The sequence below is a fragment of the Serinicoccus chungangensis genome (assembly GCF_001483745.1).
In the GTDB taxonomy this organism is placed as follows: Bacteria; Actinomycetota; Actinomycetes; order Actinomycetales; family Dermatophilaceae; genus Ornithinicoccus; species Ornithinicoccus chungangensis_A.
On record NZ_LQBL01000002.1, the window covers coordinates 82,207 to 106,733 of the forward strand.

Annotated in this window: 21 protein-coding genes; 8 read left to right on the forward strand and 13 right to left on the reverse strand. The window is 72.5% G+C overall.

Going from position 1 to position 24,527, the window contains the following annotated elements; translation table 11 throughout:
* Position 1: 1 nt before the first annotated feature.
* The 3 genes from AVL62_RS00625 to rimO are packed head-to-tail and all read right to left on the reverse strand — an operon-like array spanning position 2 to position 2,753.
* Positions 2–616 (reverse strand): CinA family protein, encoded by a 615-nt coding sequence (locus AVL62_RS00625; RefSeq protein WP_058889757.1) that lies wholly within the window; start codon positions 614–616, stop codon positions 2–4.
* Positions 613–1,233: a CDP-diacylglycerol--glycerol-3-phosphate 3-phosphatidyltransferase gene (pgsA, locus tag AVL62_RS00630; protein WP_058889758.1), complete on the reverse strand. Its 621-nt coding sequence runs from the start codon at positions 1,231–1,233 to the stop codon at positions 613–615. Before pgsA ends, AVL62_RS00625 begins: the two co-directional genes overlap by 4 nt.
* Positions 1,230–2,753, reverse strand: coding sequence for a 30S ribosomal protein S12 methylthiotransferase RimO (gene rimO / locus AVL62_RS00635; RefSeq protein ID WP_058889759.1), 1,524 nt, complete (start codon positions 2,751–2,753; stop codon positions 1,230–1,232). Before rimO ends, pgsA begins: the two co-directional genes overlap by 4 nt.
* A gap of 91 nt (positions 2,754–2,844) precedes the next feature.
* On the opposite strand from rimO, the gene AVL62_RS00640 reads away from it, so the two are divergent.
* The gene (locus AVL62_RS00640; protein WP_058889760.1) at positions 2,845–3,981 is read left to right on the forward strand and encodes a dipeptidase; all 1,137 of its coding nucleotides are present in this window, start codon (positions 2,845–2,847) and stop codon (positions 3,979–3,981) included.
* A 7-nt stretch (positions 3,982–3,988) separates the two neighbouring features.
* Here AVL62_RS00640 and AVL62_RS00645 read toward each other — a convergent pair whose 3' ends face one another.
* Entirely contained in the window at positions 3,989–4,708 is a 720-nt protein-coding gene (locus AVL62_RS00645) for a maleylpyruvate isomerase family mycothiol-dependent enzyme (RefSeq protein ID WP_058889761.1), read from the reverse strand.
* A 1-nt stretch (position 4,709) separates the two neighbouring features.
* Positions 4,710–7,367, reverse strand: a complete 2,658-nt coding sequence (locus AVL62_RS00650; RefSeq protein ID WP_058889762.1) for an FtsK/SpoIIIE family DNA translocase — start codon at positions 7,365–7,367, stop codon at positions 4,710–4,712.
* A gap of 385 nt (positions 7,368–7,752) precedes the next feature.
* On the opposite strand from AVL62_RS00650, the gene AVL62_RS00660 reads away from it, so the two are divergent.
* Positions 7,753–8,148 (forward strand): hypothetical protein, encoded by a 396-nt coding sequence (locus AVL62_RS00660; protein WP_058889764.1) that lies wholly within the window; start codon positions 7,753–7,755, stop codon positions 8,146–8,148.
* Between the two features lie 13 nt (positions 8,149–8,161).
* Positions 8,162–8,527, forward strand: coding sequence for a 2TM domain-containing protein (locus tag AVL62_RS00665; protein ID WP_058889765.1), 366 nt, complete (start codon positions 8,162–8,164; stop codon positions 8,525–8,527).
* Positions 8,528–8,543: 16 nt separating this feature from the next.
* On the opposite strand, the gene AVL62_RS00670 is transcribed toward AVL62_RS00665, so the two are convergent.
* Positions 8,544–10,229: a ribonuclease J gene (locus AVL62_RS00670; protein ID WP_058889766.1), complete on the reverse strand. Its 1,686-nt coding sequence runs from the start codon at positions 10,227–10,229 to the stop codon at positions 8,544–8,546.
* A gap of 60 nt (positions 10,230–10,289) precedes the next feature.
* Between AVL62_RS00670 and AVL62_RS00675 the strand changes: the two genes are divergently transcribed.
* Both AVL62_RS00675 and AVL62_RS00680 read left to right on the forward strand, forming a co-directional pair.
* Positions 10,290–11,111, forward strand: coding sequence for a thymidylate synthase (locus tag AVL62_RS00675; protein ID WP_010147828.1), 822 nt, complete (start codon positions 10,290–10,292; stop codon positions 11,109–11,111).
* Positions 11,108–12,118 (forward strand): dihydrofolate reductase, encoded by a 1,011-nt coding sequence (locus AVL62_RS00680; RefSeq protein WP_058889767.1) that lies wholly within the window; start codon positions 11,108–11,110, stop codon positions 12,116–12,118. Before AVL62_RS00675 ends, AVL62_RS00680 begins: the two co-directional genes overlap by 4 nt.
* Positions 12,119–12,217: 99 nt before the next feature.
* Here the strand turns inward: AVL62_RS00680 and AVL62_RS00685 are convergent, their stop codons facing one another.
* Positions 12,218–13,633, reverse strand: coding sequence for an HNH endonuclease signature motif containing protein (locus AVL62_RS00685; protein WP_058889768.1), 1,416 nt, complete (start codon positions 13,631–13,633; stop codon positions 12,218–12,220).
* 93 nt (positions 13,634–13,726) lie between these two features.
* Here AVL62_RS00685 and AVL62_RS00690 point away from each other — a divergent pair, with 93 nt between their 5' ends.
* A complete protein-coding gene (locus AVL62_RS00690; protein ID WP_058889769.1) occupies positions 13,727–15,679 on the forward strand; it encodes an alpha/beta hydrolase family protein in 1,953 nt (650 codons plus the stop codon).
* 37 nt (positions 15,680–15,716) lie between these two features.
* Here AVL62_RS00690 and AVL62_RS00695 read toward each other — a convergent pair whose 3' ends face one another.
* The 6 genes from AVL62_RS00695 to AVL62_RS00720 all read right to left on the reverse strand — a co-directional run bounded on the left by AVL62_RS00695 (position 15,717) and on the right by AVL62_RS00720 (position 22,082).
* Complete coding sequence (locus AVL62_RS00695) at positions 15,717–16,169, reverse strand: hypothetical protein (protein ID WP_058889770.1); 453 nt, start codon at positions 16,167–16,169, stop codon at positions 15,717–15,719.
* A gap of 134 nt (positions 16,170–16,303) precedes the next feature.
* Positions 16,304–18,310, reverse strand: coding sequence for a GNAT family N-acetyltransferase (locus tag AVL62_RS00700; protein ID WP_058889771.1), 2,007 nt, complete (start codon positions 18,308–18,310; stop codon positions 16,304–16,306).
* Positions 18,307–18,906, reverse strand: coding sequence for a GNAT family N-acetyltransferase (locus AVL62_RS00705; protein ID WP_058889772.1), 600 nt, complete (start codon positions 18,904–18,906; stop codon positions 18,307–18,309). The genes AVL62_RS00700 and AVL62_RS00705 overlap by 4 nt, the downstream gene beginning before the upstream one ends.
* A 135-nt stretch (positions 18,907–19,041) precedes the next feature.
* On the reverse strand, positions 19,042–19,284 hold the full coding sequence (locus tag AVL62_RS00710) for a hypothetical protein (protein WP_058889773.1): 243 nt from the start codon (positions 19,282–19,284) through the stop codon (positions 19,042–19,044).
* Complete coding sequence (locus AVL62_RS00715; protein WP_058889774.1) at positions 19,284–20,849, reverse strand: acyl-CoA carboxylase subunit beta; 1,566 nt, start codon at positions 20,847–20,849, stop codon at positions 19,284–19,286. The genes AVL62_RS00710 and AVL62_RS00715 overlap by 1 nt, the downstream gene beginning before the upstream one ends.
* A 48-nt stretch (positions 20,850–20,897) precedes the next feature.
* Positions 20,898–22,082: an acyl-CoA dehydrogenase family protein gene (locus tag AVL62_RS00720; protein WP_058889775.1), complete on the reverse strand. Its 1,185-nt coding sequence runs from the start codon at positions 22,080–22,082 to the stop codon at positions 20,898–20,900.
* A gap of 131 nt (positions 22,083–22,213) precedes the next feature.
* Between AVL62_RS00720 and AVL62_RS00725 the strand changes: the two genes are divergently transcribed.
* Both AVL62_RS00725 and AVL62_RS00730 read left to right on the forward strand, forming a co-directional pair.
* On the forward strand, positions 22,214–22,600 hold the full coding sequence (locus AVL62_RS00725; protein ID WP_083518565.1) for a MerR family transcriptional regulator: 387 nt from the start codon (positions 22,214–22,216) through the stop codon (positions 22,598–22,600).
* An 84-nt stretch (positions 22,601–22,684) separates the two neighbouring features.
* On the forward strand, positions 22,685–24,460 hold the full coding sequence (locus AVL62_RS00730) for an acetyl/propionyl/methylcrotonyl-CoA carboxylase subunit alpha (RefSeq protein ID WP_058889776.1): 1,776 nt from the start codon (positions 22,685–22,687) through the stop codon (positions 24,458–24,460).
* Positions 24,461–24,527: the final 67 nt, after the last annotated feature.

Here is a 24,527-nt window from a genome sequence, read left to right on the forward strand (position 1 = left end):
GTCATCCCTCCTCACCTTTCGCGTCGGTCGTGCCCGGTGCCGCGGCGTCGACCCGCGCCGGCCCGGGGGCCGACGCGGATGCCGTAGCGGCACCTGCTGCCTCTACCGTACCTTCCCCGCCCGACACACCTCTCGTCAGGCAGCCCTGCAGCAGGTCCAGCGCGACGCTCACCGTCGCCCTCCTGATGTGGTCACGGTCACCATGAAGGGAGAACACCCGGTGGCCCACCACCTGTTCCCGGTGGGCGACGGCGACGTGCACCGTGCCGGCGGGGGCGCCCTCGCTGGGTCCCGGCCCGGCCACGCCGGTCGTCGAGACGCACCAGTCCGCGTGCAGCACCCGGGCCCCTCCGAGAGCCATCGCCTCCGCGCACTCCTGCGAGACCGTCCCCGGACCCGTCAGCACCCCGTCACCGACCCCCAGCACCTGCTCCTTGACCGGGGTGGCGTACGCGACGACCGAGCCGCGCACCGCGCCGCTGGCACCGGGCACGTCGGTCAGCGCCGCGCACACCAGGCCCCCGGTCAGGGACTCGGCGGTGGCCACGGACTCCCCACGCTCCAGGAGGTCGCGCACCAGGGCCGTGGCTCGCGGCTCCCCGGCGGACCCGGTCACGACCCGCCGGCCCGCGGCCTGCCCGTGGGCGCCAGGGCCTGGCGGACGTAGTCGACGCCGGTCACGACCGTGACCAGGGTGGCGGCGTACATGACCCACAGCCCGAGGTCCTGGAACCAGCCCGCGACCGGGGCGACGAGCACCGCGATCCCCACGGCCTGCAGCACCGTCTTGAGCTTGCCGCCCTTGCTCGCCGGGATGACCCCGCGCCGGATGACGACGAAGCGCATGAGCGTGATGCCGACCTCCCGCACGAGGATGACGACGGTGACCCACCACGACAGCTGCGACAGCAGCGAGAGCCCGACCAGGGCGGTGCCGATGAGCGCCTTGTCGGCGATCGGGTCCATGAGCTTGCCGAAGGCGGTGATGAGCCCCTGCCTGCGCGCGAGGTGCCCGTCCACCCAGTCGGTGCCGATCGCCACGAGGAAGACAGCCAGCGCCCACCAGCGCAGCCCCGCGTCGTCCCCGCCGCCGCTGAGCAGCAGCCACCCGAAGAGGGGGACCAGGGCGATCCGCAGGACGGTGAGCGCATTGGGCAGGTTCCAGGGGGAGACGGGCTGCGGGACCGTGGCGGTCGCCAGGTCGGGTCCGTCGGGGTCGTGCGGGCCGATCATCGGCCAGGCTCCTCGCTGCCGGGGGACGCGATGGGACATGCCACCAGATCCACACCCTCGGTGTCCACCACCCGCGCCGTCACGACGGCACCCGGCACGAGCGCCGGCATCCGCCCGTCCTCGTCGACGAGGTAGGTCACCCCGTCGACGTCCGGGCCCTGCTGCCCGGCCCGACCGACGAGCCGGAGCTCCTCGTCGTCGTCCTCGACCGCCTCGACGAGCACCTCCACCAGGGTCCCCACCCGCTCGGCGGCCCGCTGGGCGGTCAGCTCCTCGACGAGCGCACCGACCTGCTCGACGCGCTCCCGGACCACGTGCTCGGGCACCTTGTCGGCATACCCCTCCGCCTCGGTGCCGTCCTCGTCGGAGTAGCCGAAGACGCCGACGACGTCGAGGCGAGCCGCCCCGAGGAAGTCGGTGAGCTCGGCGACGTCCTCCTCGGTCTCACCCGGGAAGCCGACGATGACGTTGGTCCGGATGCCCGCCTCAGGGACGCGGGCGCGCACCTGCTCGAGCAGCCCGAGGAAGGAATCGCGGTCGCCGAACCGGCGCATCCGGCGCAGCAGCGGCCCGGAGGCGTGCTGGAAGGAGATGTCGAAGTAGGGGACCACGCCGGGGGTCCTGGCCATGGCGTCCAGCAGGTCGGGACGGATCTCGGCCGGCTGCAGGTAGGACACCCGGACCCGCTCGATGCCGGGCACCCGGGTCAGCTCGGGCAGCAGCGCGTCGACCAGGCGCAGGTCACCCAGGTCCTTGCCGTAGGACGTGGTGTTCTCGCTGACGAGGAACACCTCCTTGACGCCCCGCTCGCCCAGCCAGGCCGCCTCGGCGAGGATCTCCTCCGGCGTCCGCGACACGAAGGCGCCGCGGAACATGGGGATGGCGCAGAAGGCGCACCGCCGGTCGCAGCCCGAGGCGATCTTGAGCGGGGCCCACGGCCGTCCGTCCAGCCGGGCGCGGACGACCCGCGGGCCGGTGGCCGGTGCGACCTGCTCGAGGGGCACGGTCGGCTCGACCCCGGTGGGGGTCGGCGTCCCCCGCGGCTGCTGGTGGCCGGGCAGCGCCACCCCTGCGCTGGAGGTATGCCGTGCGCTGGGCGAGATGGGCAGCAGCCGACGCCGGTCGGCGGGGACGTGCGAGGGCACGCTCCCGCCCCCGAGGATGGTGCGCAGGTGCTGGGACATGTCCCCGTAGGAGTCGAAGCCCAGCACCGCGTCGGCCTCGGGCAGCTCCGAGGCGAGCTGCTCGCCGTAGCGCTCGGCCATGCACCCCACGGCGACCACCTTCTGGGTGCGGCCGGTGCGCTTGAGGTCGTTCGCCTCGAGGAGGGCGTCGATCGAGTCCTTCTTGGCCTGCTCGACGAAGCCGCAGGTGTTGACCACCGCCACGTCGGCGTCCGCGGCGTCCTCGACCAGGGTCCAGCCCTCGGCCGCCAGGCGGCCCGCCAGCTCCTCGGAGTCCACCTCGTTACGGGTGCACCCCAGGGTGACGACGGCGACGCTTCGCGTGGGCTCCAGCATCCCTCGAGTGTAGGTGCGGCATCCCCGTGCCGCGGCCGTCGACGCCGCCCCCCGGCCCGGCGTCGGGGGCCTCGCGTGGTCAGATGGACCCATGGAGGAGCAGGCGGACCCCGGGTCCTGGAGCGGTCGGCACCTGGTCGTGGACGGGCACAACGACCTGCCCTGGGCGTTGCGCGAGCTGGTCGGCACCGAGCTGGGCCCGGAGGTGGACCTGGGCGCGTCCACGCGGGACCGTGGTCTGCACACCGACCTGCCGCGCCTGCGCCGGGGAGGGGTGGGCGGTCAGTTCTGGTCGGTCTACGTCCCGTCCTCGACGGGCGAGGCCCGCGCCGTGGCGACCACCCTCGAGCAGATCGACCTCGTGCACCGGCTGGTCGAGCGGTATGCCGACCACCTCACGCTGGCGACGACCGCCGCCCAGGTGCGCGAGGCGATGGCGCGGGGCCGGGTCGCCTCGCTGCTGGGCGCGGAGGGCGGGCACTCCATCGGCTCCTCGCTGGGGGTGCTGCGGATGCTGCACCGGCTGGGGGTGCGCTACCTCACCCTCACCCACAACCACAACACCCCGTGGGCCGACAGCGCCACCGACGTCCCGGAGCACGGCGGCCTGACGGACCTCGGCGTCCGCGTGGTCGGCGAGCTCAACCGCCTGGGCATGCTCGTCGACCTCTCCCACGTCGCGGCCACGACGATGCGTGACGCGCTGGCGGCGTCGACCGCCCCCGTGCTGTTCAGCCACTCCAACGCCCGCGCCCTCTGCCCCTCGCCCCGCAACGTGCCGGACGACGTGCTCGCCTCGATGGCCGCTGCGGGCGGGGTGTGCATGGCCACCTTCGTGCCGCAGTTCGTCTCCCCCGCCTGCTGGCGCTGGCAGGTCGAGGCGCGCGAGGCGGCCCAGGACGCGGGGCTCGACCCCAACGACCACCCGGCGATGACCCGCTTCGCCGGGTCGTGGGAGCAGCATCACCCCCGGCCGGTCGCGACGCTCCCGGAGGTGGCCGACCACCTGGACCACCTGCGCGCCGTCGCCGGCGTCGGGCACCTGGGGCTGGGCGGGGACTTCGACGGCACCGAGCAGGTCGTCGTCGGCCTCGAGGACGTCTCGACCTACCCGGCCCTGCTCGCCGAGCTGCGGGACCGGGGATGGTCCGGCGCCGACCTGGACGCGCTGACCCACGGCAACGTCCTGCGGCTCCTGCAGGACGTCGAGGACGCGGCGGAGGGATGAGGGGGCCTCAGAGCCACGCCGGCAGCTGCGGCAGCCGACCACCGGTGGCCGCGACCGGCAGCGTGACGGGTCGCCCGCTCACCCAGGCCGCCAGCGCGCGCACGTCGCCGACCACCCGCGGTGCCTCCGGCCCGGGACGACCCACCTCCCAGCCCGCCTCGCCGCCCTCCTCGCGCAGGACCAGGCTCGGGTGGCCCTCGACGCGGGACCGCTGACGGGTGACGTCCCGGAGCAGGGCGTGGGCGAAGACCTCGGGCAGGTCCTGGTCGTGGGCCCCGGCGCCCAGGTCGAGCGCGTGCAGGAAGACCTCCCGCGCCCGCAGCCAGGGGAGGGTGTCCGCCGCGATCACGGTGCCCTGCCGGACCCGGACCCGGACCTGCCACTGCTCCTCCCCCAGCCGGCCCATCCCCTCGGCCAACGCCTGCGCCTCCTCGCGCGAGCGCTCCCGCAGCATCGACGCCGGGGCGTGGGCCAGCTCCTCGATGTCGGCGTCGCGAGCCTGCGGCGAGGCATACATGGGCGTCTCGACCCCGGTGCGGGCCCAGCTGACCAGGTGGCCCAGGGCGCGGGCGTTGAGCGCGACGTGCGCCACGACGTGCGCCCGGGTCCAGCCGGGCAGCAGGGAGGGCTCCCGGAGGGCCTGGTCCGGCAGGGATGCGAGCGTCGTCTCCCAGAGCCGGGTCCCGGCCGCGACCCACCCCAGCGAGCTGCCGCGTCCGGGGGCCACGTCAGTCGCGCCCCGTGAGCGACCAGGCGTCCTCGCTCTCGGGCTCCTCCTCGTCCTCGACGTAGCTGCCGCTGATCGGGTCGCCGTCGTAGCGGGGGTCCCGCCGGGCCGGGTGGGCCGGCGCACCGTCACCACGCACGGGGCCGGGCCCCTCCTGCTCGACGACGTCGTCCTCGTCGGCGACCTCGGTGGGGTCGGCGTCGAAGGGCGCGGTGTCGGACTCCACCTCCGGACGCGGCGGCTCCTGGCCCTGCATGAGCGCGAGGGTGGTCTCGAGGTCGTCCGGCTTGACCAGCACGTCGCGGGCCTTGCTGCCCTCGGACGGTCCGACGATGCCCCGGCTCTCCATGAGGTCCATGAGACGACCCGCCTTGGCGAAGCCGACGCGCAGCTTGCGCTGCAGCATCGAGGTCGAGCCGAACTGCGTCGTGACGACCTGCTCCGTGGCCTGGAGCAGCAGGTCGAGGTCGTCGCCGATGTCCTCGTCGATCTGCTTCTTGGCCGGGGCGGCGATGACCTCCTCGACGTACCTCGGCTTGAGCTGCCCGGTGACGTGCGCGACGACGTCGTGGATCTCGGACTCGGTGACCCACGACCCCTGGACGCGCATCGTCTTGCTCGCGCCCATGGGCAGGAAGAGCGCGTCGCCCATGCCGATGAGCTTCTCCGCCCCCGGCTGGTCCAGCACGACCCGGGAGTCGGCCAGCGAGGACGTCGCGAAGGCCATCCGGCTCGGCACGTTGGCCTTGATGAGGCCGGTGACCACGTCGACGCTGGGACGCTGGGTGGCGAGCACCAGGTGGATGCCGGCGGCGCGGGCGAGCTGGGTGATGCGCACCACCGACTCCTCGACGTCGCGCGGGGCGACCATCATGAGGTCGGCGAGCTCGTCGACGACGACCAGGAGGTAGGGGTAGGGCTGCAGCACCCGCTCCGACCCCGGCGGGGGGCTGACCTTGCCGGCCCGGATGGCCTTGTTGAAGTCGTCGATGTGCTTGTAGCCGAACGCCGCGAGGTCGTCGTAGCGGTGGTCCATCTCCTTGACCACCCAGGCGAGCGCCTCGGCGGCCTTCTTGGGGTTGGTGATGATCGGGGTGATGAGGTGCGGGATGCCCTCGTATGCCGTGAGCTCGACCCGCTTGGGGTCGACGAGGATGAGGCGCACCTCGTCGGGGGTCGACCGCATGAGGATCGAGGTGATCATCGAGTTGACGAAGCTCGACTTGCCGGAGCCGGTGGCCCCGGCGACGAGCATGTGCGGCATCTTGGCGAGGTTGGCGATGACGTAGCCGCCCTCGACGTCCTTGCCCACCCCCATGACCATGGGGTGGGTGTTGTTGCGCGCCGTCTGGCTGCGCAGGACGTCGCCGAGGCTGACGTTCTCCCGGTCCGCGTTGGGGATCTCGACGCCGACCGCCGACTTGCCCGGGATGGGCGAGAGGATCCGCACGTCCGCGCTGGCGACGGCATACGCGATGTTCTTGGACAGCGCGGTGATCCGCTCGACCTTGACCCCGGGTCCGAGCTCGACCTCGTAGCGGGTGACGGTCGGCCCCCGGCTGAAGTCGGTGACCTGCGCGTCGATGTTGAAGTCCTCGAGCACGCCGGTGAGCGCCTCGACCACCTTGTCGTTGGCCTCCGAGCGCTCCTTGTGCGGGGTGCCGGGCTTGAGCAGCGCGGACTCCGGGAGAGTGTAGGTGATGTCGCCGGCGAGCTGCAGCTGCTCCACCCGCTGCGGCAGCTGGGCCGTCGGCGGGGCCTCGAGCTCGGACTTCGCCGCCTTGGCCTTCTCGACCGCGGTGGGGGCGGCCGGCCGCTTCTGCCCGGGCCGGGGGCCGGGGATCTCGTCGGTGGAGTCGCCCTGGGCGTCCGCGGCGGGGGCCGTCCTCGGCCCGGGCCGGGGGGTGGCCTTCGCGGCGGTCCGACCGGTCGCCGGCGGGGGGGCCTCCCCGGTGTCGTCGTCGCCGGCCGCGGCCCTGCGGGCTCCCGCACGACGGGCGCGCCGGGCCGCACGGTCCACCTCCGCGGCCTGGTCGAAGGGCACGTCCCCCTCGCGCGGGCCGTCGACGTCACCGGCGCCGCGGCGACGCCGCGGCAGCGGGTTGCCGTCGGCGTCGACCTCGTCGAAGCGGGCGGAGTCGAAGAGCTGCTGCTCGACCTCCCTGAGGCGGTCGGGGATGCGGTGCACGGGGGTGCGCGTGAGGACGAGGAACCCGAAGACGCCCAGGAGGGTGAGCACGATGTAGGCCCCGGTCACGGTGATCGCCGACGCCGGGATGGAGGAGGCCATGAAGCCGAGGATGCCGCCGGAGCGCTGCAGGACCGCCGAGCCCTCCGCGTAGTCGGGGTTGCCGGTCGCGAGGTGGGTGATGCCGCTGGCGGACACCAGGATGGCGGTCATCCCGATGCTCATCCGGTTGGTCGCCTGCTGCTGGTCGGGCGCACGGAAGAGCCGGACCGCGAAGAAGAGGAGCACGGCCGGCAGGACGAGCGCGACCCGGCCGAAGGTGCCCGCGGCCGCCACGTGGATGACGTCGCCGACGTAGCCGTCCAGGCCCCACCACTCCCGCAGGGCCACGACCAGGGCCAGGGCGAGCAGGAGGAACCCGGCGCCGTCGCGCCGGTGCTCGGGGTCCAGGTCGTGGGCCGTGTCGGTCATCGCCCGGACCGTGCCGCCGGTGACGCCGGCGATGCCGCGCAGCGCCCGGCCCGGGAGCGAGGGGCCGTCGGCCGGCCGGGAGGCGGCGGGCCCGCCCCGGCCCGAGCCGGCCGAGCCACGGCCCTTCGTCGTCGTCGACCGGCTCGCGGGGCGCCGGGAGGCGCCGCCGGAGCCGGCTCGGGTCGAGGTCGCAGTCTTGGCCACGGTCGCACGGTACCCAATGGTCACCGTCGTCACACGGGTCCCACGCCGTCCGCGGCCCGACCGGGGGCTCCTCGTCCGCCTCGTGACGGGGCACCCGGCCACCCGCTGACAGGTGTCACACCCGTGGTGACGCCGCAGCCTCTAGCGTCGAGGCATACCGTCCGACCAGCGAGGAGCCGCCATGACCATCCCGGTGCAGAACCGACCCGGCCCGTTCGACGCGACCGGTGCGACGGACGCCCCGCCGCCGCTGCCCACCCCCGGCACCGGGGGCGTGGAGGAGGTGCCCGGGCGGCCCGTCCGCACGCCCCTGCCCGGCCTGCCCGGCCCCGGCGGGTTCCCGGTGCCCCCGGGCTTCTCGGGGTGCGGCACCTCCGGCCGGGCAGACCTGTCCGCGAGCCGGCTGCGGGTGGTGCGGGCGCTGGCGCTGCTCGGGCTGCTCGTCGTGGTCTGGGCGGTGAGCGGCGGCGGGCACTTCTGGCCGGTCTGGGTCATGATCGGCTGGGGTGCGTGCCTGGCGCCGGACGTCGCGCGGATCCTCGACGGGCGAGCGGGTCGTGGCCGTGGTGGGTGCTGAGTACGCTGCAACGGTGAGCCAGCCACCGCAGGGACCGCACGACCCGGTCGAGGGGGGCGCCCCGCTGCAGCCCTACCGGCCGCAGACCGAGCTCGACCCGGAGATGCGCGAGCGGGCGCTGCAGCGCCTGCAGCAGCGCAAGGAGTTCCTGCAGCACCTGAGTGTCTACGTCATCATCATGACGCTGCTGACCGCGATCTGGCTGGTCAGCGGCATGGGCTACTACTGGCCCGTCTGGCCCATGATGGGCTGGGGCGTCGGCGTCGCCATCCACGCCACCACGCTGCGGCTGGACCGCGAGCCCACCGAGGCGCAGATCGCCGAGGAGGCCGCCCGCCTGCGCAAGCGGCTCGGCCGCCCCGACCACCCCGAGGACTGACGGCGGCCGGCCTGCCTCAGGCGTCGATGACGATGGGGATGATCATCGGCCGACGGCGCAGCTTGTTGCCGACGAACGACCCGACGGTGCGCCGGATGACCTGCTGCAGCTGGTAGCTGTCCTGGGTGCCGGTGCGCTGGGCCTCCTCGAGCGCCGCGACCAGCTTCGGGCGGACCCGCTCGAAGACGTCCTGGCCCTCGGCGAAGCCGCGGGTCTGGATCTCCGGCCCGGCCGCGATCGCCCCCGAGGAGGCGTCCCGGACGAGGATGATCGTGACGAACCCCTCGTCGCGCAGGATCCTGCGGTCCTTGAGCATCGTCTCGTCCGCCGCGCCGACGAGCGACCCGTCGACGTAGACGTAGCCGCAGTCCACGGCACCGGCGATGCGGACCTGGCCGTCGACGAGGTCGACGACGACGCCGTCCTCGGCGATGACGACGTTGTCGCGGGGCACACCCGTCTGGACGGCGAGGTCGGCGTTGGCCACCATGTGCCGCCACTCGCCGTGGACCGGCAGGACGTTGCGGGGGCGCACGATGTTGTAGCAGTACAGCAGCTCGCCGGCGCTGGCGTGCCCGGACACGTGCACCAGCGCGTTCTCCTTGTGCACGACGTCCGCCCCGCGACGGGTCAGCCCGTTGATGACGCGGTAGACGGCGTTCTCGTTGCCGGGGATGAGCGAGGAGGCGAGCAGCACGGTGTCGCCCTCGCCCACGTCGATCTTGTGGTCGCCGCCGGCCATGCGGGACAGGGCCGCCATGGGCTCGCCCTGAGACCCCGTGCAGACGAGCACCTGCTGGTCGTCGGGCAGCCGGGTCAGCCGGTTGAGGTCGACGAGCACGCCGTCCGGGATGCGCAGGTAGCCCAGGTCCGCGGCGATGCCCATGTTGCGGATCATCGAGCGCCCGACCATGGCGACCTTGCGACCCGACTCCTCGGCCGCGTCGAGCACCTGCTGGACGCGGTGCACGTGCGAGGAGAAGCAGGCCACGATGATGCGGCGGGCGGCGTTGTGGAAGACCCGCTCGATGGCCGGGGCGATCTGCCGCTCGGGGGTGGTGAAGCCCGGCACGTGGGCGTTGGTGGAGTCGGTCATGAACAGGTCCACGCCCTCCTCCCCCAGCCGGGCGAAGGCGCGCAGGTCGGTGATGCGGCCGTCCAGCGGCAGCTGGTCCATCTTGAAGTCGCCGGTGTGCAGGATCGTGCCGCCCGAGGTGCGGATGAACACGGCCAGGGCGTCGGGGATGGAGTGGTTGACGGCGACGAACTCGCAGTCGAACGGGCCGAGCTGCTCGCGCCCGCCCTCGGTCACGCCGAGGGTGAGCGGGGTGATCTTGTGCTCCTTGAGCTTGGCCTCGACGAGCGCGAGGGTCAGCTGGGAGCCGACCAGCGGGATGTCGGGCTTGAGCCGCAGGAGGTAGGGGACGGCGCCGATGTGGTCCTCGTGCCCGTGCGTCAGCACGACGGCGACGACGTCGTCCAGCCGGTCCTCGATGGCGGTGAAGTCGGGGAGGATGAGGTCGATCCCGGGGTGGTGCTCCTCGGGGAAGAGCACGCCGCAGTCGATGACCAGGAGCTTGCCGCGGTGCTCGATGACGGCCATGTTGCGGCCCACCTCACCGAGCCCCCCGAGCGGGATGACGCGGACGCCCCCGTCCGGGAGCGGCGGGGGCGCGGACAGCTCGGGATGAGGGTGGCTCATGGCGAGAGAGGATATCCGGACCGGGATGGTGTGTCCCCGCCCTCGTCTAGGGTGTGGCGCATGCAGGCATACCTCGACCTCCTGGAGCGGATCCGCCGCGAGGGGGTCCGCAAGGACGACCGGACGGGGACGGGCACGCTGTCGGTCTTCGGGCACCAGATGCGCTTCGACCTCACCGAGGGGTTCCCGGCGCTGACGACCAAGAAGCTGCACCTGCGCTCGATCATCGGCGAGCTCATCTGGTTCCTCCGCGGCGACACCAACGTGCGCTGGCTGCAGGAGCGCCGGATCACGATCTGGGACGAGTGGGCGGACGAGCAGGGCGACCTCGGTCCGGTCTACGGCCACCAGTGGCGGTCCTGGCCGACCGCCGACGGGCAGACCATCGACCAGATCCAGCGGCTGGTCGAGGGCCTGCGGACCACCCCCCACTCGCGTCGACACATCGTCAGCGCCTGGAACGTCGCCGACGTCGACGACATGGCGCTCCCGCCGTGCCACACGATGTTCCAGTTCTACGTCGCGCCCGCGGCCGCCGACGACGAGGACCAGCGGGGGTGGCTGTCGTGCCAGCTCTACCAGCGCAGCGCCGACACCTTCCTCGGCGTGCCCTTCAACATCGCCTCCTATGCCCTGCTCACGCACATGGTGGCGCAGGTGACGGACCTGCGAGCCAAGGACTTCGTCCACACCCTGGGTGACGCACACCTCTACACCAACCACCTAGACCAGGCGGCCGAGCAGCTGACGCGCACCCCCGGCCCGTTGCCGACGCTGTGGCTCAACCCTGAGGTCCGCGACATCGACGGGTTCGAGATCGAGGACGTCGAGGTCCGCGACTACGTCGCCGCACCCACGATCAAGGCACCGATCGCCGTATGAGCGCAGGCCCCGCGGGCGCGCCTGCGCCCGACCGCGAGGACCGGCACCCCGACTCCAGGCTCGTGCCCGCCACGTATGTCGTGCTGCAGCGCGAGGGCGGGTCCGGCACCGAGGTGCTCCTGCAGCTGCGCCAGGGCACGCCCTACATGGACGGGTGGTGGGCGTGCGGGGCCGCCGGGCACGTCGAGCCGGGTGAGTCCTTCCTGCAGGCGGGCGTCCGCGAGGCGTCGGAGGAGATGGGCATCACCCTCGCGGAGTCCGAGCTGTCCTACCTCGCGACGGTGCACCGCACCTGCGCGCTCCCGGACCCGGTCGAGCAGCGGGTCGACGTCTTCGTCACCGCGACCACCTGGACGGGAGAGCCGCACGTGGCCGAGTCGCACCGAGCCGCCGAGCTGCGTTGGTGGCCGCTGGATGAGCTGCCCGACGCCGTGGTCCCGCACGAACGTCTCGCCCTCGACGCGCTGCGGGAGGGAAGACGGGGCTCGTTGCTGCTCCACGGCTTCCGCCAGTCGTTGACCCTGGTGGCCGCGGTCGGTCGCAACGGCGTCATCGGCGACGGGTCGTCGATGCCGTGGCACCTCCCCACTGATCTGAGGTTCTTCAAGCAGACCACGATGGGCGGAGTCCTGCTCATGGGTCGAGGCACCTGGGACTCCATCGGCCGCGCGCTGCCGGGCCGACGCACGATCGTGGTCACCCGGCAGCGCGGCTGGTCGGCTCCCGGCGCCGAGGTGGCGCACTCCCTCGCGGAGGCCTTCCTCATGGCCGGGGACGGCGAGGTCTTCGTCGTCGGTGGCGGTGAGATCTATGCCCAGACCATCGAGCATGCCCAACGCCTGATCCTCACCGAGGTCGATCTCGAGCCGACAGGCCGCACCCGCTTTCCCCCTGTCGACCCCTCGGCATGGCGCGTGGTCTCTCGCCAGCCCGGCTCCGGTGACGACGCCGTGGTCGCGTGGGTCACCTGGGAACGCCTCGACCGCCCCGGCGCGACATCGGCCTGACGGCGCAGCCTCCGGGCCCGGACATCGAGTCACAGCCGGCAAGTCCGGCTCGATCGCAGCCCCATGACCCGGCCCTCCTGGGCCGGGTGCGGGGCGGGATCATCGCAGCTTCCAGCGCACACCGGTGGCGTCGACCTGGGCCGTGGCGTCGTGCTGGTGGACCCACGTGTGGTGCCTGGGACACAGCAAGGCGTAGTTGGCGAGGTCCGATCGTCCGCCCCTGGCCCAGTGGACGACATGATGCGCATCGCACCAGGTCGCCGGCACGTGGCACCCCGGGAACGTGCACCCCTGATCTCGGTGAGCGAGGGCTCGTCGCTGCCCCGGGGTGACCAGTCGGCGGGCGCGCCCGAGGTCGAGGATCTCGCCCTGCTCGCCGAGCACGGCCGGGATGAGGTCGGCCTCGCACGCGAGCTGGCGCACCTGACCGGCGCTCAGGGTGCCTTCGTGCACGGTGAGCCCCGCGCCACGCAGGGCACCGGTGAGCTCGTCGAGGGCCATGGTCACCATGACCTGAGCCTTGGGCGTGGTCGGTTGACCCTCACTGCCGGCCACCCCTCGACGGAGCACCGTCATGAAAGCGTCATATCTGCGCTGACCCGGTGTGCGCGTGTCCAGCATCGCGGTCATCCCTGGTGCAGTCGTCGCCGTCACCCCTTGTGCAGTCGTCGCTGACGTCCCTGGCGCAGTCGTCGCCGTCGTCGCCGTTGCCGTCGAATCTGTCGTCGACGTGGTCGCGGTCGGGTCGCCGCCGTCACCCGTGGCTGTGACCGGCGCTGCCAACGGCGAGCGGAGGATGGCCTGGATCGTCGCGACGTCGGCGTCATCGCCGACCGTGAGCACGAAGCGACGCACCGACCCGTCGGCGAGCGAGGACTCGTGCAGGTCGCGCAGCTCGTGTCGAGCCTTCTCCCGGGCGACCTGCTCGCGCTCGGACAGGCAGGACGCCACGAGCTTCGACGTGATCCTGGTCAGAGCCTTGTCGTCGAAGCGGTCATCACCGGCAGCAGCGGCGAGGAGCTCGGTCGCCTCCGCATACTCCGACTCCCCCACCGCTGGTCGGATCCGCCCGAGCGCCCGCAGCACCGACGCGGCGCGCGAGACGGTCACCGACCCACGCTCGACCGCGTCGAGCAGGGGTTGGTGGACCTGCTCCTGGCCGGCCCGGGCCACGGTCGCCACCTCGGCGGCCTCACGGGTCGACAACCCGGGGCACTGACTCCTTACCCAGTCGATGACGGAGAACCCGGAACCCACGTGCAGTCCCCGCGTGATGGCCTCCCGCGCCACCGTCACCAGGAGCGACTGAATCCGTGCCAGCGCGGTGTCGAGGCCGGACAGCACCTGCGAGAGCTCCTGCTCCAGCAACAGCGCCGGCCGGCTCAGAGCGACCACGGCGCGGTCCAGGCCACGGCTCACCTCGTCGATGGCACCGGCGCACCCCGGCTCGACGCCCCTCGTCCTGGGGTCCCGGCCACCGCCCGACGGACCCTCGCCCCCGCGATTCCCCTTCATGCGAACAACTGTACGACCACTGACTGACAGACCTTCCCACCTGCGCCGATGCCCCCACTGGCGACTCGGACGCTGCGGCGTAGGCTCGTTCGGGTGAAACCTGGCGACCTCACCCTGATCCGCACCCTCTCCTCCCCGACCGTCCACCCCGCTGGACGAGACACCGTCGTGGTCCTCAGTCGGCCCGACGGGGAGGACAACCGCTACCGCACCAGCCTGTGGCGCCTGGACCTCACGGTCGAGGACGCCGAGCTGACCCGGTTCACCCACGGCACCCGCGACTCCGCCCCCCGCTACTCCCCCGACGGCACCCGGCTTGCTTTCCTCCGCGCTTCCGAGGACGGCCCGGCCCAGCTGCACGTCATGAGCACGGACGGCGGCGACGCACGCGTGCTGACCGACCAGCCGCTCGGTGTCGGCGCCTACTCCTGGTCCCCCGACAGCAGCCAGATCGTGTATGCCGCCCGCGTGCCCGAGGAGGGTCGCTACGGCACCGACACGGAGGTCAAGCCCGACCAGGAGGCGCCGCGCCTCATCGAGCACAGCACCTACCTCGCGGACGGTCTCGGCTACGTGCTCGACCGACCGAGCGCGATCTTCCTGCTCGACCTCGCCCCCGTCGAGGACGCCGACGTCACCGACCCCCACGACCCGGCTGCGCCCGAGGCGATCCCCACCAGCACCCAGCTCACCCACGGCGCCGGCGACGACACGGCACCGGTCTTCCTGCACGGTGGCACCCGCGTCGCCTTCCTCGCCTCCCGCGACCGGCGGGGCACCTGGAGGCCCGACACCCTCGTGCGGGACGTGTGCTCGATCGACCTGCGCGGCAAGGGATTCCGCCGCCACACCGACGGGACGGGGTCCGTCGGCAGCCTCACCGTCGGCACCGACGGCACGGCCGTCTACGGCGCCAACGACCTCGGCCCGTCCCTCCAGGACTTCGTGGCCCACAATGCCGTCCTGCGCCGCCTGGACGGCCCCGGCGTGGCGCTCACGGACGCCGAGGACGACCACCTCGCCTGCTCACCCGTCATCGCCGACGACGGCCGGGTCATCGCGGCCTTCGAGCGGCGCGGCGACACCGAGGTACGCGAACTCCCCTCCGGCACAGTCGTTCTCGACGGCCACGTGAGCGTCGATGCGCTGGCGACCGGTGGCGACGTGACGGTCGCTGTCGCGGGCACGCGCACGTCATACTCCGAGCTCTTCGTGGGCCGCGGCAGCGAGCCGCTCACCCAGCGGACCGAGCTGGCCCAGCACCTCACCGGCTCGGCCGCGGCCATCGAACCGGAGGAGCTCGAGGCGACCTCGGGGGACGGCTACCCCGTCCACGGGTGGTTGTTCCGGCCCACCACGAAGGCACGTCGCAAGGCGGGCCACCCGGTGATCCTCATGATCCACGGCGGCCCCTACGCGCAGTACTCCGGCAACCTCTTCGACGAGGCGCAGGTGCTCGCGGGTGCGGGGTATGCCGTCGTCATGGGTAACCCGCGCGGTGGTGCGGGGTACGGCGCGAGCCACGGGCGGGCGGTCAAGGAGGCGATCGGCACGGTCGATGTCGCCGACCTCACCGCGCTGCTGGACCACGCGCTGACCCTGCACGGGCTCGACAGCTCACGCCTCGGCGTCCAGGGCGGCTCCTACGGCGGTCTCATGACGACCTGGCTCGTCGGTCACAGCGACCGCTTCACCGCCGCGATCAGCGAGCGGGCCGTCAACGCCTGGGACTCCTTCGCCGGCACCAGCGACATCGGCTGGTTCTTCGCCGACGAGTATGCCGGCGCCTACCAGCACGAGCAGTCGCCGCTGACCTGGGCCGACAACATCACCACCCCGACACTGATCATTCACTCCGAGCGGGACTTCCGGTGCCCCCTGGAGCAGGGGCAGCGCCTGTTCGCCCGCCTGAAGCGCAACGGTGTGCCGACCAATCTGCTGATCTTCCCGGGCGAAGGTCACGAGCTCTCCCGCAGCGGCCAGCCGCGCCACCGACAGCAGCGCTTCGAGCACATCCTCGACTGGTGGGCCGAGCACCTGCGGTGACGGCGTGGTCCGCAGAGCGGGGCCGGCCCTTGGTGACCTACTGAGGGACGTCCCACCAGCCAGGCTCCGTGGTCGGATCCATGCTGCCGAGGCGAGCGAAGCGGTAGACGTCATCGTCGCAGCTGACCCAGTCCACGAGATGGACGCGGTGTCGAGCCGCCAGCCCCTTCGCCGTCTCGAAGGTGGTCAGGAAGGGTGCGAGATCGACGGACTCCCCCTGTTCCACCGGCTCGTCGCACAAGACCACTGCCGCGACCATGTCGCTGTCGGAGAGCCCCAAGCTCCAGAAGTGCAGCAGGCAGGCCTCGAGCCCGCTCCGCCTCGGGTCCGTCCGGGACGTATGCAGCAGCGCGAGGAACCTGCCGTCGACCGCCGCGAAGGCGACCATGAGCTGTCGGGGCCCGAAGGCGCGCTGATCCAGGACCAGACCAGGCAGCAGATCGAGGAGCGATTCCACCTCTGCGCCGGGCGCCACGGCATACCCGTCCACGATGATGAGCGGAAGTCCTCCCGGGCCATGGCGTCTCATGTCTCGCAGACTAGGTCGCTGCCGCCCCCGGCCGCAGAAGTTATCCACAGAGACGTATGCACGCCCCACCCCGCCGTCGGCTGCCGGGATCGGCGTCAGTCCAGGTCGGGGCCGTGCACCCGCTCGTCCGGCGTGCGGTGGTGGAAGGTCACGAGCTCGCTGACGCTGCGCCGACCGATGGCATACCTGCCGTGGTCGGGGTCGAAGCGGCGGTACTCCGCCAGCGCAGCCTTCTTGGCCTGCCGCGCGGGCTCGTCGAGGACGACCCGGTCGGCCCGCTCGTCCACGACCTGCGGGACGGGCAGGAAGAACTTCGCGTCGTCGACGATCCCGAGCTCGTGCGCCCGGCGCAGCGCGCGCCCGGCCGTGGCGTGGTCGGTGTGCGGGTCGAGATAGCTCATCGTGCGGTGAGCGGCGCCCGGGTGGCGGCGCGCGTGGCGGCGGATCACGGCGAGCACGGAGTCCTCGGTGATGCCGCCGTCGGGCAGCCCCACCCGGTGCACGTCGCGGCGCACGACCCCCAGGCGTTCGATCGCCGCACTGAACTCCCGGTCCCGTGCCGCGACGAACTCGTCCAGCCCGATGTCGCGCCCCAGTCGGCGCCGGAGGCTGTGGATCGCCTGCGACCCCTCCCCCGGGGTGAGCAGCACGAGGATGTGCCTCCGGTCGGGTTCGGAGGCGATGGCCCCGCCCATGAAGATCGACTCGTCGTCGGGGTGGGGGACGTACCAGATCATCACCGCCCGCGTCAGGCGCCGCGTCCGAGCGATCCGCTTGGCCTGCTGCGCAGCGGGTTCCGGGAGCCTGCGGATCGTGGACCGGACGCCCCGCCGCACGCCCTGGCGCCAGCGCGGGCCGACCGGGCTCGCGGGTGCGGTCACCTGACCGGGTGACTCGGCACCTCCCTGGGCCCCGGGTGTCGACCCCGCCGGGGCTGCCGCACCGTGACTCACCTCCGCCGATGCAGGGTTCGTCGGCGCAGGGTCCGTCGCTCCACCCTTCCCCGACGAGTCCGGGGCGACCTGCGGGGTGGCCTTCGTCGAGACCTTCGCGCTCCCCTTGGACGCCGCCTTCGGTCGCAGCGGCTTGTGCAGGTAGCGGTAGGTGGGGCGCTGGTGCGGGGTCCACTCGAACTTCCACGGGTACTTCCCCGCCCCGAGGTCGAACTCGTCGGCCAGGTCGTGCTCGGTCACGTACTCCAGGATGGCCAGCTGGAGGACCTTGCCCATCCGGTAGCGCTCGAACTCGGGCAGGTAGGCGCTGTTCCACGACAGCAGCCGTCGGCCGTCCCGGAAGACGGTGCGGTAGGCCAGCACGCGACCGGCCGCCGGGTCCTTGCCGTCGAGGAAGGCGAAGGTCAGCGCGTCCTCGGTCGTGGTGAACACCTGACGGATGTGCTCGGTCCGCCGGTCGTCGTCGTAGAGCGAGTGCCGCTCGGAGCGCGCGTGCGTCTCGATGAGGTGGTTCTTCTCCGCGCGGTGCACCTCGGCGATCCGGTCGAGGATGCCGTGCTCGTCGCCGGTGAAGGTGTGCAGGTGCACGTCGTGCTCCCGCCGCAGCTTGCGGAGGTACTTGCCGGTGTGGGACGGCGCGGACCAGGGTTCACGCAGGTCGATCCAGGGGTTCTCGATGAGGAAGGCGAGCCGACGGTGGTGCACCTGGGAGGTGCGGACGTGCCACGCGAACGCCGACTCGGACGGTATGCCGGTCAGCTGCACCACCTGCGCCTCGCCGTCCTCCACGACGCGGTCCAGCTCGGCGAGGACGTGGCCCGAGATCGTCTGGGGGCTGGCCACGGACGGGCCGGCGGCGTGGAGCACGGACAGGTAGTCGCCGTGGGACGCCCAGCGCAGGACCGTCACCGGCTCGCCCTCCCGCTTCTCGGGACGGAAGGCGAACGGACCCACCCCGACGAGCTGTCCCTCCTGGCGCACCAGCACCACGTGCAGCCGGTAGCCGGGCGCGTGTCGGTAGCTCTCCCACCAGGCGGAGACGAAGCGGTGGCTCGTGTAGTAGGACTCCCCCGGCCGCTTCAGCGCCTCCCACTCCTCGCGCAGCGCCGCCAGGTCCTCGGTGGTCCGGCAGATCGACGTCTCGATCATCGGGCGGGGATCTCCACCCAAGTCGGGACGGTGAGCGTGCGTCCGCGGTCCTTGAGGAAGACGTGCTGCCGCGTGCGCCGGGCCCCGAACGCGGCATACGACGCGCGGGACGCCGTGTTCTTGCGGGAGATCATCGTCACCCCCTGCACCCTGCCCTCCTCGGCGAGGAGCTCCAGCCGACGCGCGATGGAGAAGGCGTGCAGCCCGCGCCGCCGGTGGGCGACGAAGACGTGGTCGTCCCAGAAGTACGCCTCGCGCGGAGACACCCGCAGCCGCAGGTGGATCCGGGCGTTCTCGGTGTCGCCGTAGGTGAGGTGGCAGTAGCCGCACGGCTCACCGTGCTCGTCCCGGATGACGAGGGTGCGGTCCGCGGGGTGCTGCAGCCGCTCCACGAGCAGCCGGTGCTTGCGCTCGTTGAGGTCGTCGGGGTAGTCGCGCCGCATCTGGTCCAGCACGGCCTCGGTCGCGTCCTCGAGGGTCCGGGACGGATCGGCCTCCGGACGGGGGCCCTGGACCGGGAAGACGTAGGTGTCGAGCACCTCGCGCTTGCGCCAGGACTGCTGCCACGACGCGGGGAGCAGGGACGTCAGCGGCATGCCCGTCATGCTAGTCGACGCCCCGGGCGGGGCCGCGGACTCCGTGCGGCGGCGCCTCAGGTCGACAGGTGCTCCGGCAGGCGGTCGAGCACGTCGTTCCAGCCCTGCTCGTCGTCGTCGGTGAGCAGTAGGCGCTCACCTGTCCCGCGAGCGCCTGCCGAGCAGGTAGCCGCCGACGGCGAGCAGCGCCGCGCCCAGGCAGATGGCGATCGGCCCGACGACGTCGGCCCAGGAGAAGACCTGGTAGGCCTCGATCTCCTGGTAGGCGAACCACCCGAAGCTCACCGGCCGGCTGAGCAGCGAGACCAGGCCGGCGACGACGCCGACCGCCCCCGCCCCCGCGAGCAGGAGGGGGAGCGCACCCCGTCGACGGTCCATCAGACCGGGGGGATGCTGCGGTGGCGGGTGGAGAAGTGCCGGTCCCGGCGCGCGGCATACCGGAGGCGGTGCACGACCTCGGCCCGCAAGTCCTCGGGCTCGGTGATCGCGTCGATGACGAGGTCGGAGGCGAGCCGCTCCAGGTCGACGTCCTCGAGGTACTCCGCACGGCGGGCGTCGATGAAGTCCTGACGCTCCTGCGGGTCCGCGATCTCGGCGATCTTGTTGGCGTAGACCGCGTTGACCGCGGCCTCGGGGCCCATGACCGCGATCCGGGCCGTGGGCAGGGCGATGGTCGCCTCGGGGCCGAAGCCCGGTCCGCCCATGGCGTAGAGCCCCGCGCCGTAGGCCTTGCGCAGCACGACGCACAGCTGCGGCACGGTCGCCTCGGAGACCGCCGAGACCATCTTGGCGCCGTGCCGGATGATCCCGCCGCGCTCCACCTCCGAGCCGATCATGAAGCCGGGCACGTCGGCGAGGTAGAGCAGCGGGATGCCGTAGGCGTCGCACAGCCAGATGAAGCGGGCGGCCTTGTCGGCCGAGTCGGTGAAGAGGACACCGCCCTTGACCGCCGAGTTGTTGGCCACGATGCCCACGGTCTGCCCGTCGACCCGCCCGAGGCCGACCACGAGCTCGGCGGCGAACAGCGGTTTGATCTCGAAGAAGCTGTCGTCGTCGACCAGCCCGTCGATGACGTCGTGCACGTCGAAGGGCACCGACTCGGCCTCCGGCACGGTATGCCGCTCCAGCGGCCGCGCGGGCTCCTCGGCCTCGTAGGCGGGGACGGGGGCGCGCCACGACTCGGGCAGGTAGGAGAAGAAGTGCCGGGCGAGCTCGATGGCCTCGGTGTCGTCGGCGGCGAGCAGGTCCCCGACCCCGGAGACGGTGCAGTGCATGCGCGCCCCGCCCATCTCCTCCAACGAGACCTTCTCCCCCACGACCATCTCGGCCATACGCGGGCTGCCGAGGTACATCGACGCGTTCCCCTCGACCATGATGATGAGGTCGGTGAAGCTCGGGATGTAGGCGCCGCCGGCCGCGCTCGGCCCGAAGAGGCAGCAGATCTGCGGCACCTTGCCGGACAGCGCGACCTGGTTGTGGAAGATCCGCCCCGCGCCGCGCCGGCCGGGGAAGAGGTCGACCTGGTCGGTGATGCGGGCGCCGGCCGAGTCGACGAACCAGAAGATCGGCAGCTCCTCGCGCAGCGCCGCCTCGGTGGCCCGGATGATCTTCTCGACGGTGCGCGCGCCCCACGACCCGGCCTTGACCGTGGGGTCGTTGGCGACGACGATCGCCGCCCGCCCGTCCACCTCACCCCGACCGGTGACGACGCCGTCCGCCGGGAGCGTGCCCGCCGTCGCGTGGGCATACCGGCCGTCCTCGACGAACGTGCCCTCGTCGAAGAGCAGGGCGATCCGCTCCCTGACGTAGAGCTTGTTCTGGGAGTCCAGCTTGGCGCGGGCGCGCTCGCTCGGCTCCGCCGAGGCACGGTATGCCGTGCCCAGCCGCTCGCGGAGGTCGGCGACCCGTGGGTCGCCGGGGGTGTCGGCCGCGCTGCTGCTCATCGACGTCCGTCCTCTCCTGTGCTGGGACCCGGTGGGATGAGGCCTGGGTCAGCGGGCGGGCAGGCCCAGGCCGCGGGCGATGACCATGCGCTGGACCTCCGAGGTCCCCTCGCCGATCTCGAGGATCTTGGCATCCCGGTAGAAGCGGGCGACGGGGTACTCCTCCATGAAGCCGTTGCCGCCGAAGACCTGGGTGGCGATCCGCGTGGCGCTGACCGCGGCCTCGGTGGAGTAGAGCTTGGCGATCGCGGCGGCCTGCTTGACCTCGGCCACCCCGCGGCGGCCGGCCTCCTGCTCGTCCTTGAGCCAGGCGGCCTTGTAGGTCAGCAGCCGGGCCGCCTCGACCATGACCGCCAGGTCGGAGATCTGGAAGGAGACGCCCTGGTTGACCGCGATCGGGCGTCCGAAGGCCTGCCGCTGCTGGCTGTAGGCCGTGCACTCCTCCAGCATCCGCTGGGCGCAGCCGACGGCGAGGGCGGAGATCGCGACGCGGCCGTCGTCCAGCGTCTTGAGGAACTGCCGGAAACCCTCGCCCCGCTCGCCGAGCAGGTTGTCCTCGGGCACCCGGCACCCCTCGAAGGTGAGCCCGTGGGTGTCCGAGATGTGCCAGCCGAGCTTGCGGTAGGCCGGCTCCACGACGAAGCCGTCGGTGCCGGCCGGGATCATGATCGCGCTGATCTCGGGTCGCCCGTCGTCGGTCTCGCCGGTCTTGGCGGTGACCGTGACGACCGAGGTCAGGCTGGTCCCGGAGTTGGTGATGAAGGCCTTCGACCCGTCGACGACCCAGTGGCCGTCCTCCAGCCGCGCCTTGGTGCGGCTGGCCCCCGCGTCGGAGCCCGCGTCCGGCTCGGTGAGGCCGAAGCCCGCCAGCGCGCGGCCGGCCAGCAGGTCCGGCAGGTAGGTCTCCTTCTGCTCCTGGGTGCCGAAGGACAGGATCGGGTTGATGCCGAGGCCGACGCCGGCCGACAGCGTGATGCCGATCGACTGGTCGATGCGGCCCAGCTCCTCGATGGCCAGGCAGGTGTAGGTGAAGCCGCCGTGCTCGGTGCCCGCCCCACCGAACTCCTCCGGGGCGTTGAGGCCGAACAGCCCGAGCTCGCCCATCTGCGGGACGAGGTCCTCCGGGAAGTGGGAGTCCTGGTCCCACTGCTCGACGTGGGGGGCGATCTCGCCCTCGGCGAACTCGCGGACCAGGCCGCGGAACTCCTCGTGGTCCTCGCTCAGTTCGAACATCGGTGTCCGCATCCTTGCTCGCCTCGACGGTGGCGACGGGGACTCCCGCCGACGTCCTCACCATCCTGCTTGACGTTGACGCCAAGGTCAAGCAGGATGGTCGCACCGACCTTGACGTTAGGACAAGCACCGTGACGGACACCACGACGACGTGGACCATCGCCCAGATGGCCGACGACTACGACGTCACCCACCGGGCGCTGCGGCACTACGAGCACCTGGGGCTGCTCGCCCCCGACCGCGAGGGCCAGCGGCGCATCTACCACCGCCGCGAGCGGACCCGCCTCGCGCTCATCCTGCGGGGGCGCCGGCTCGGGTTCTCGCTCGAGGAGATCGCCACGATCCTGGACATGTACGACGACCAGCCCGGTGAGGTCGGCCAGCTGCGCTACCTGCTCTCCCAGATCGGCGACCGGCGCGCGGACCTGGAGCGCCGCCGCCGCGACATCGAGGACAGCCTGCGCGAGCTCGACGAGCTGGAGCAGCGCTGCGCGGAGGACGTCGCTCGCCTGTCCTGACCCTCTCGGGCCGCTCGCGGGGGCCGCGACGGGGTCGTGGCGCCTGGCCGCGAACGGCATACCTCTCCGGCTAGGGTGACCCCCATGCCGATCAGCAAGGTCCTCATTGCCAACCGGGGCGAGATCGCCGTGCGCATCGCCCGTGCCTGCAGCGACGCAGGTCTGGGCTCCGTCGCCGTCTACGCCGACCCCGACCGCGACGCGCTGCACGTCAAGGTCGCCGACGAGGCGTACTCCCTGGGCGGCACGACCCCCGGCGAGTCCTACCTGGTGCAGGACAAGCTGCTCGACGTCGCCCGCCAGGCGGGCGCCGACGCGGTGCACCCGGGCTACGGCTTCCTCGCCGAGAACGCCTCGTTCGCCCAGGCCGTCATGGACGCCGGGCTCACCTGGATCGGCCCCTCCCCCGAGGCCATCGACGCGCTCGGCGACAAGGTCAAGGCCCGCCACATCGCGCTGGAGGCGGAGGCCCCTCTGGTCCCCGGCACCACCGACCCCGTCGCCGGTCCCGAGGAGGTCGTGGCCTTCGCCGAGGAGCACGGGCTGCCGGTCGCCATCAAGGCGGCCTACGGCGGCGGCGGCCGCGGGCTCAAGGTGGCGCGCACGATGGAGGAGATCCCCGACCTCTTCGACTCCGCGGTCCGGGAGGCGGTCACCGCCTTCGGGCGCGGCGAGTGCTTCGTCGAGCGCTTCCTCGACCGGCCCCGCCACGTCGAGACCCAGTGCCTGGCCGACCAGCACGGCAACGTCGTCGTCGTCTCGACCCGTGACTGCTCGCTGCAGCGCCGCAACCAGAAGCTCGTCGAGGAGGCCCCGGCGCCGTTCCTCACCGAGGAGCAGCACGCGGAGCTGGTCCGGGCCAGCAAGGCGATCCTGCAGAAGGCCGGCTACGTCGGCGCCGGCACCTGCGAGTTCCTCGTCGGGCCGGAGGGGGACATCTCCTTCCTCGAGGTCAACACCCGGCTCCAGGTGGAGCACCCGGTGACCGAGGAGGTCACCGGTGTCGACCTCGTGCGCGAGCAGTTCCGGATCGCCGACGGCGAGGAGCTGGGCTACGACGACCCGGCGCCGGTGGCGCACTCCTTCGAGTTCCGGCTCAACGCGGAGGACGCCGGCCGCGACTTCCTCCCGGCGCCGGGCACGGCCACGGTCTTCCGCCCGCCCTCGGGACCGGGCGTGCGCCTGGACTCCGGCGTCGTCGAGGGCGACACCGTCGCGGGCGCCTTCGACTCGATGCTGGCCAAGCTCATCGTCACCGGACGCACTCGCCAGCAGGCCCTGGAGCGCTCGCGCCGGGCGCTCGCGGAGTTCGAGCTGGAGGGTATGCCGACCGTGCTCGCCTTCCACCGCGCCGTGGTCTCCGACCCCGCCTTCGCCCCGGAGGACCCCGAGGCGCCCTTCACCGTGCACACCCGCTGGATCGAGACCGACTTCGACAACCAGATCGAGGCCTACTCCGGCCCGACCGCGGACGCCCCGGAGGAGACCGAGCGGCAGACCGTGGTCGTCGAGGTCGGCGGCCAGCGCCTCGAGGTCTCTCTCCCAGCAGGGCTCGCCCTCGGTGGCGGGGGCGGCGCGGCGGCAGGCGGCCGCAAGAAGGCCCCCAAGCGCTCCCGCGGCGGTGGCGGCGGCGCGGCCGTGTCCGGCGACGCGGTGACCGCGCCCATGCAGGGCACCATCGTCAAGATCGCCGTCGAGGACGGCCAGTCCCTCGCGGAGGGCGACGTCGTCGTCGTGCTCGAGGCGATGAAGATGGAGCAGCCGATCAAGGCGCACAAGGCCGGCACGGTCAGCGGCCTGTCGGCGTCCGTGGGCGACACCGTCACCACCGGCGCGGTCATCTGCGAGCTCACCGACTGAGACCCGCACCGACACCACCTCATACCCCCGCCACCACCCCATACCACCGGCACCACTCCATACCACC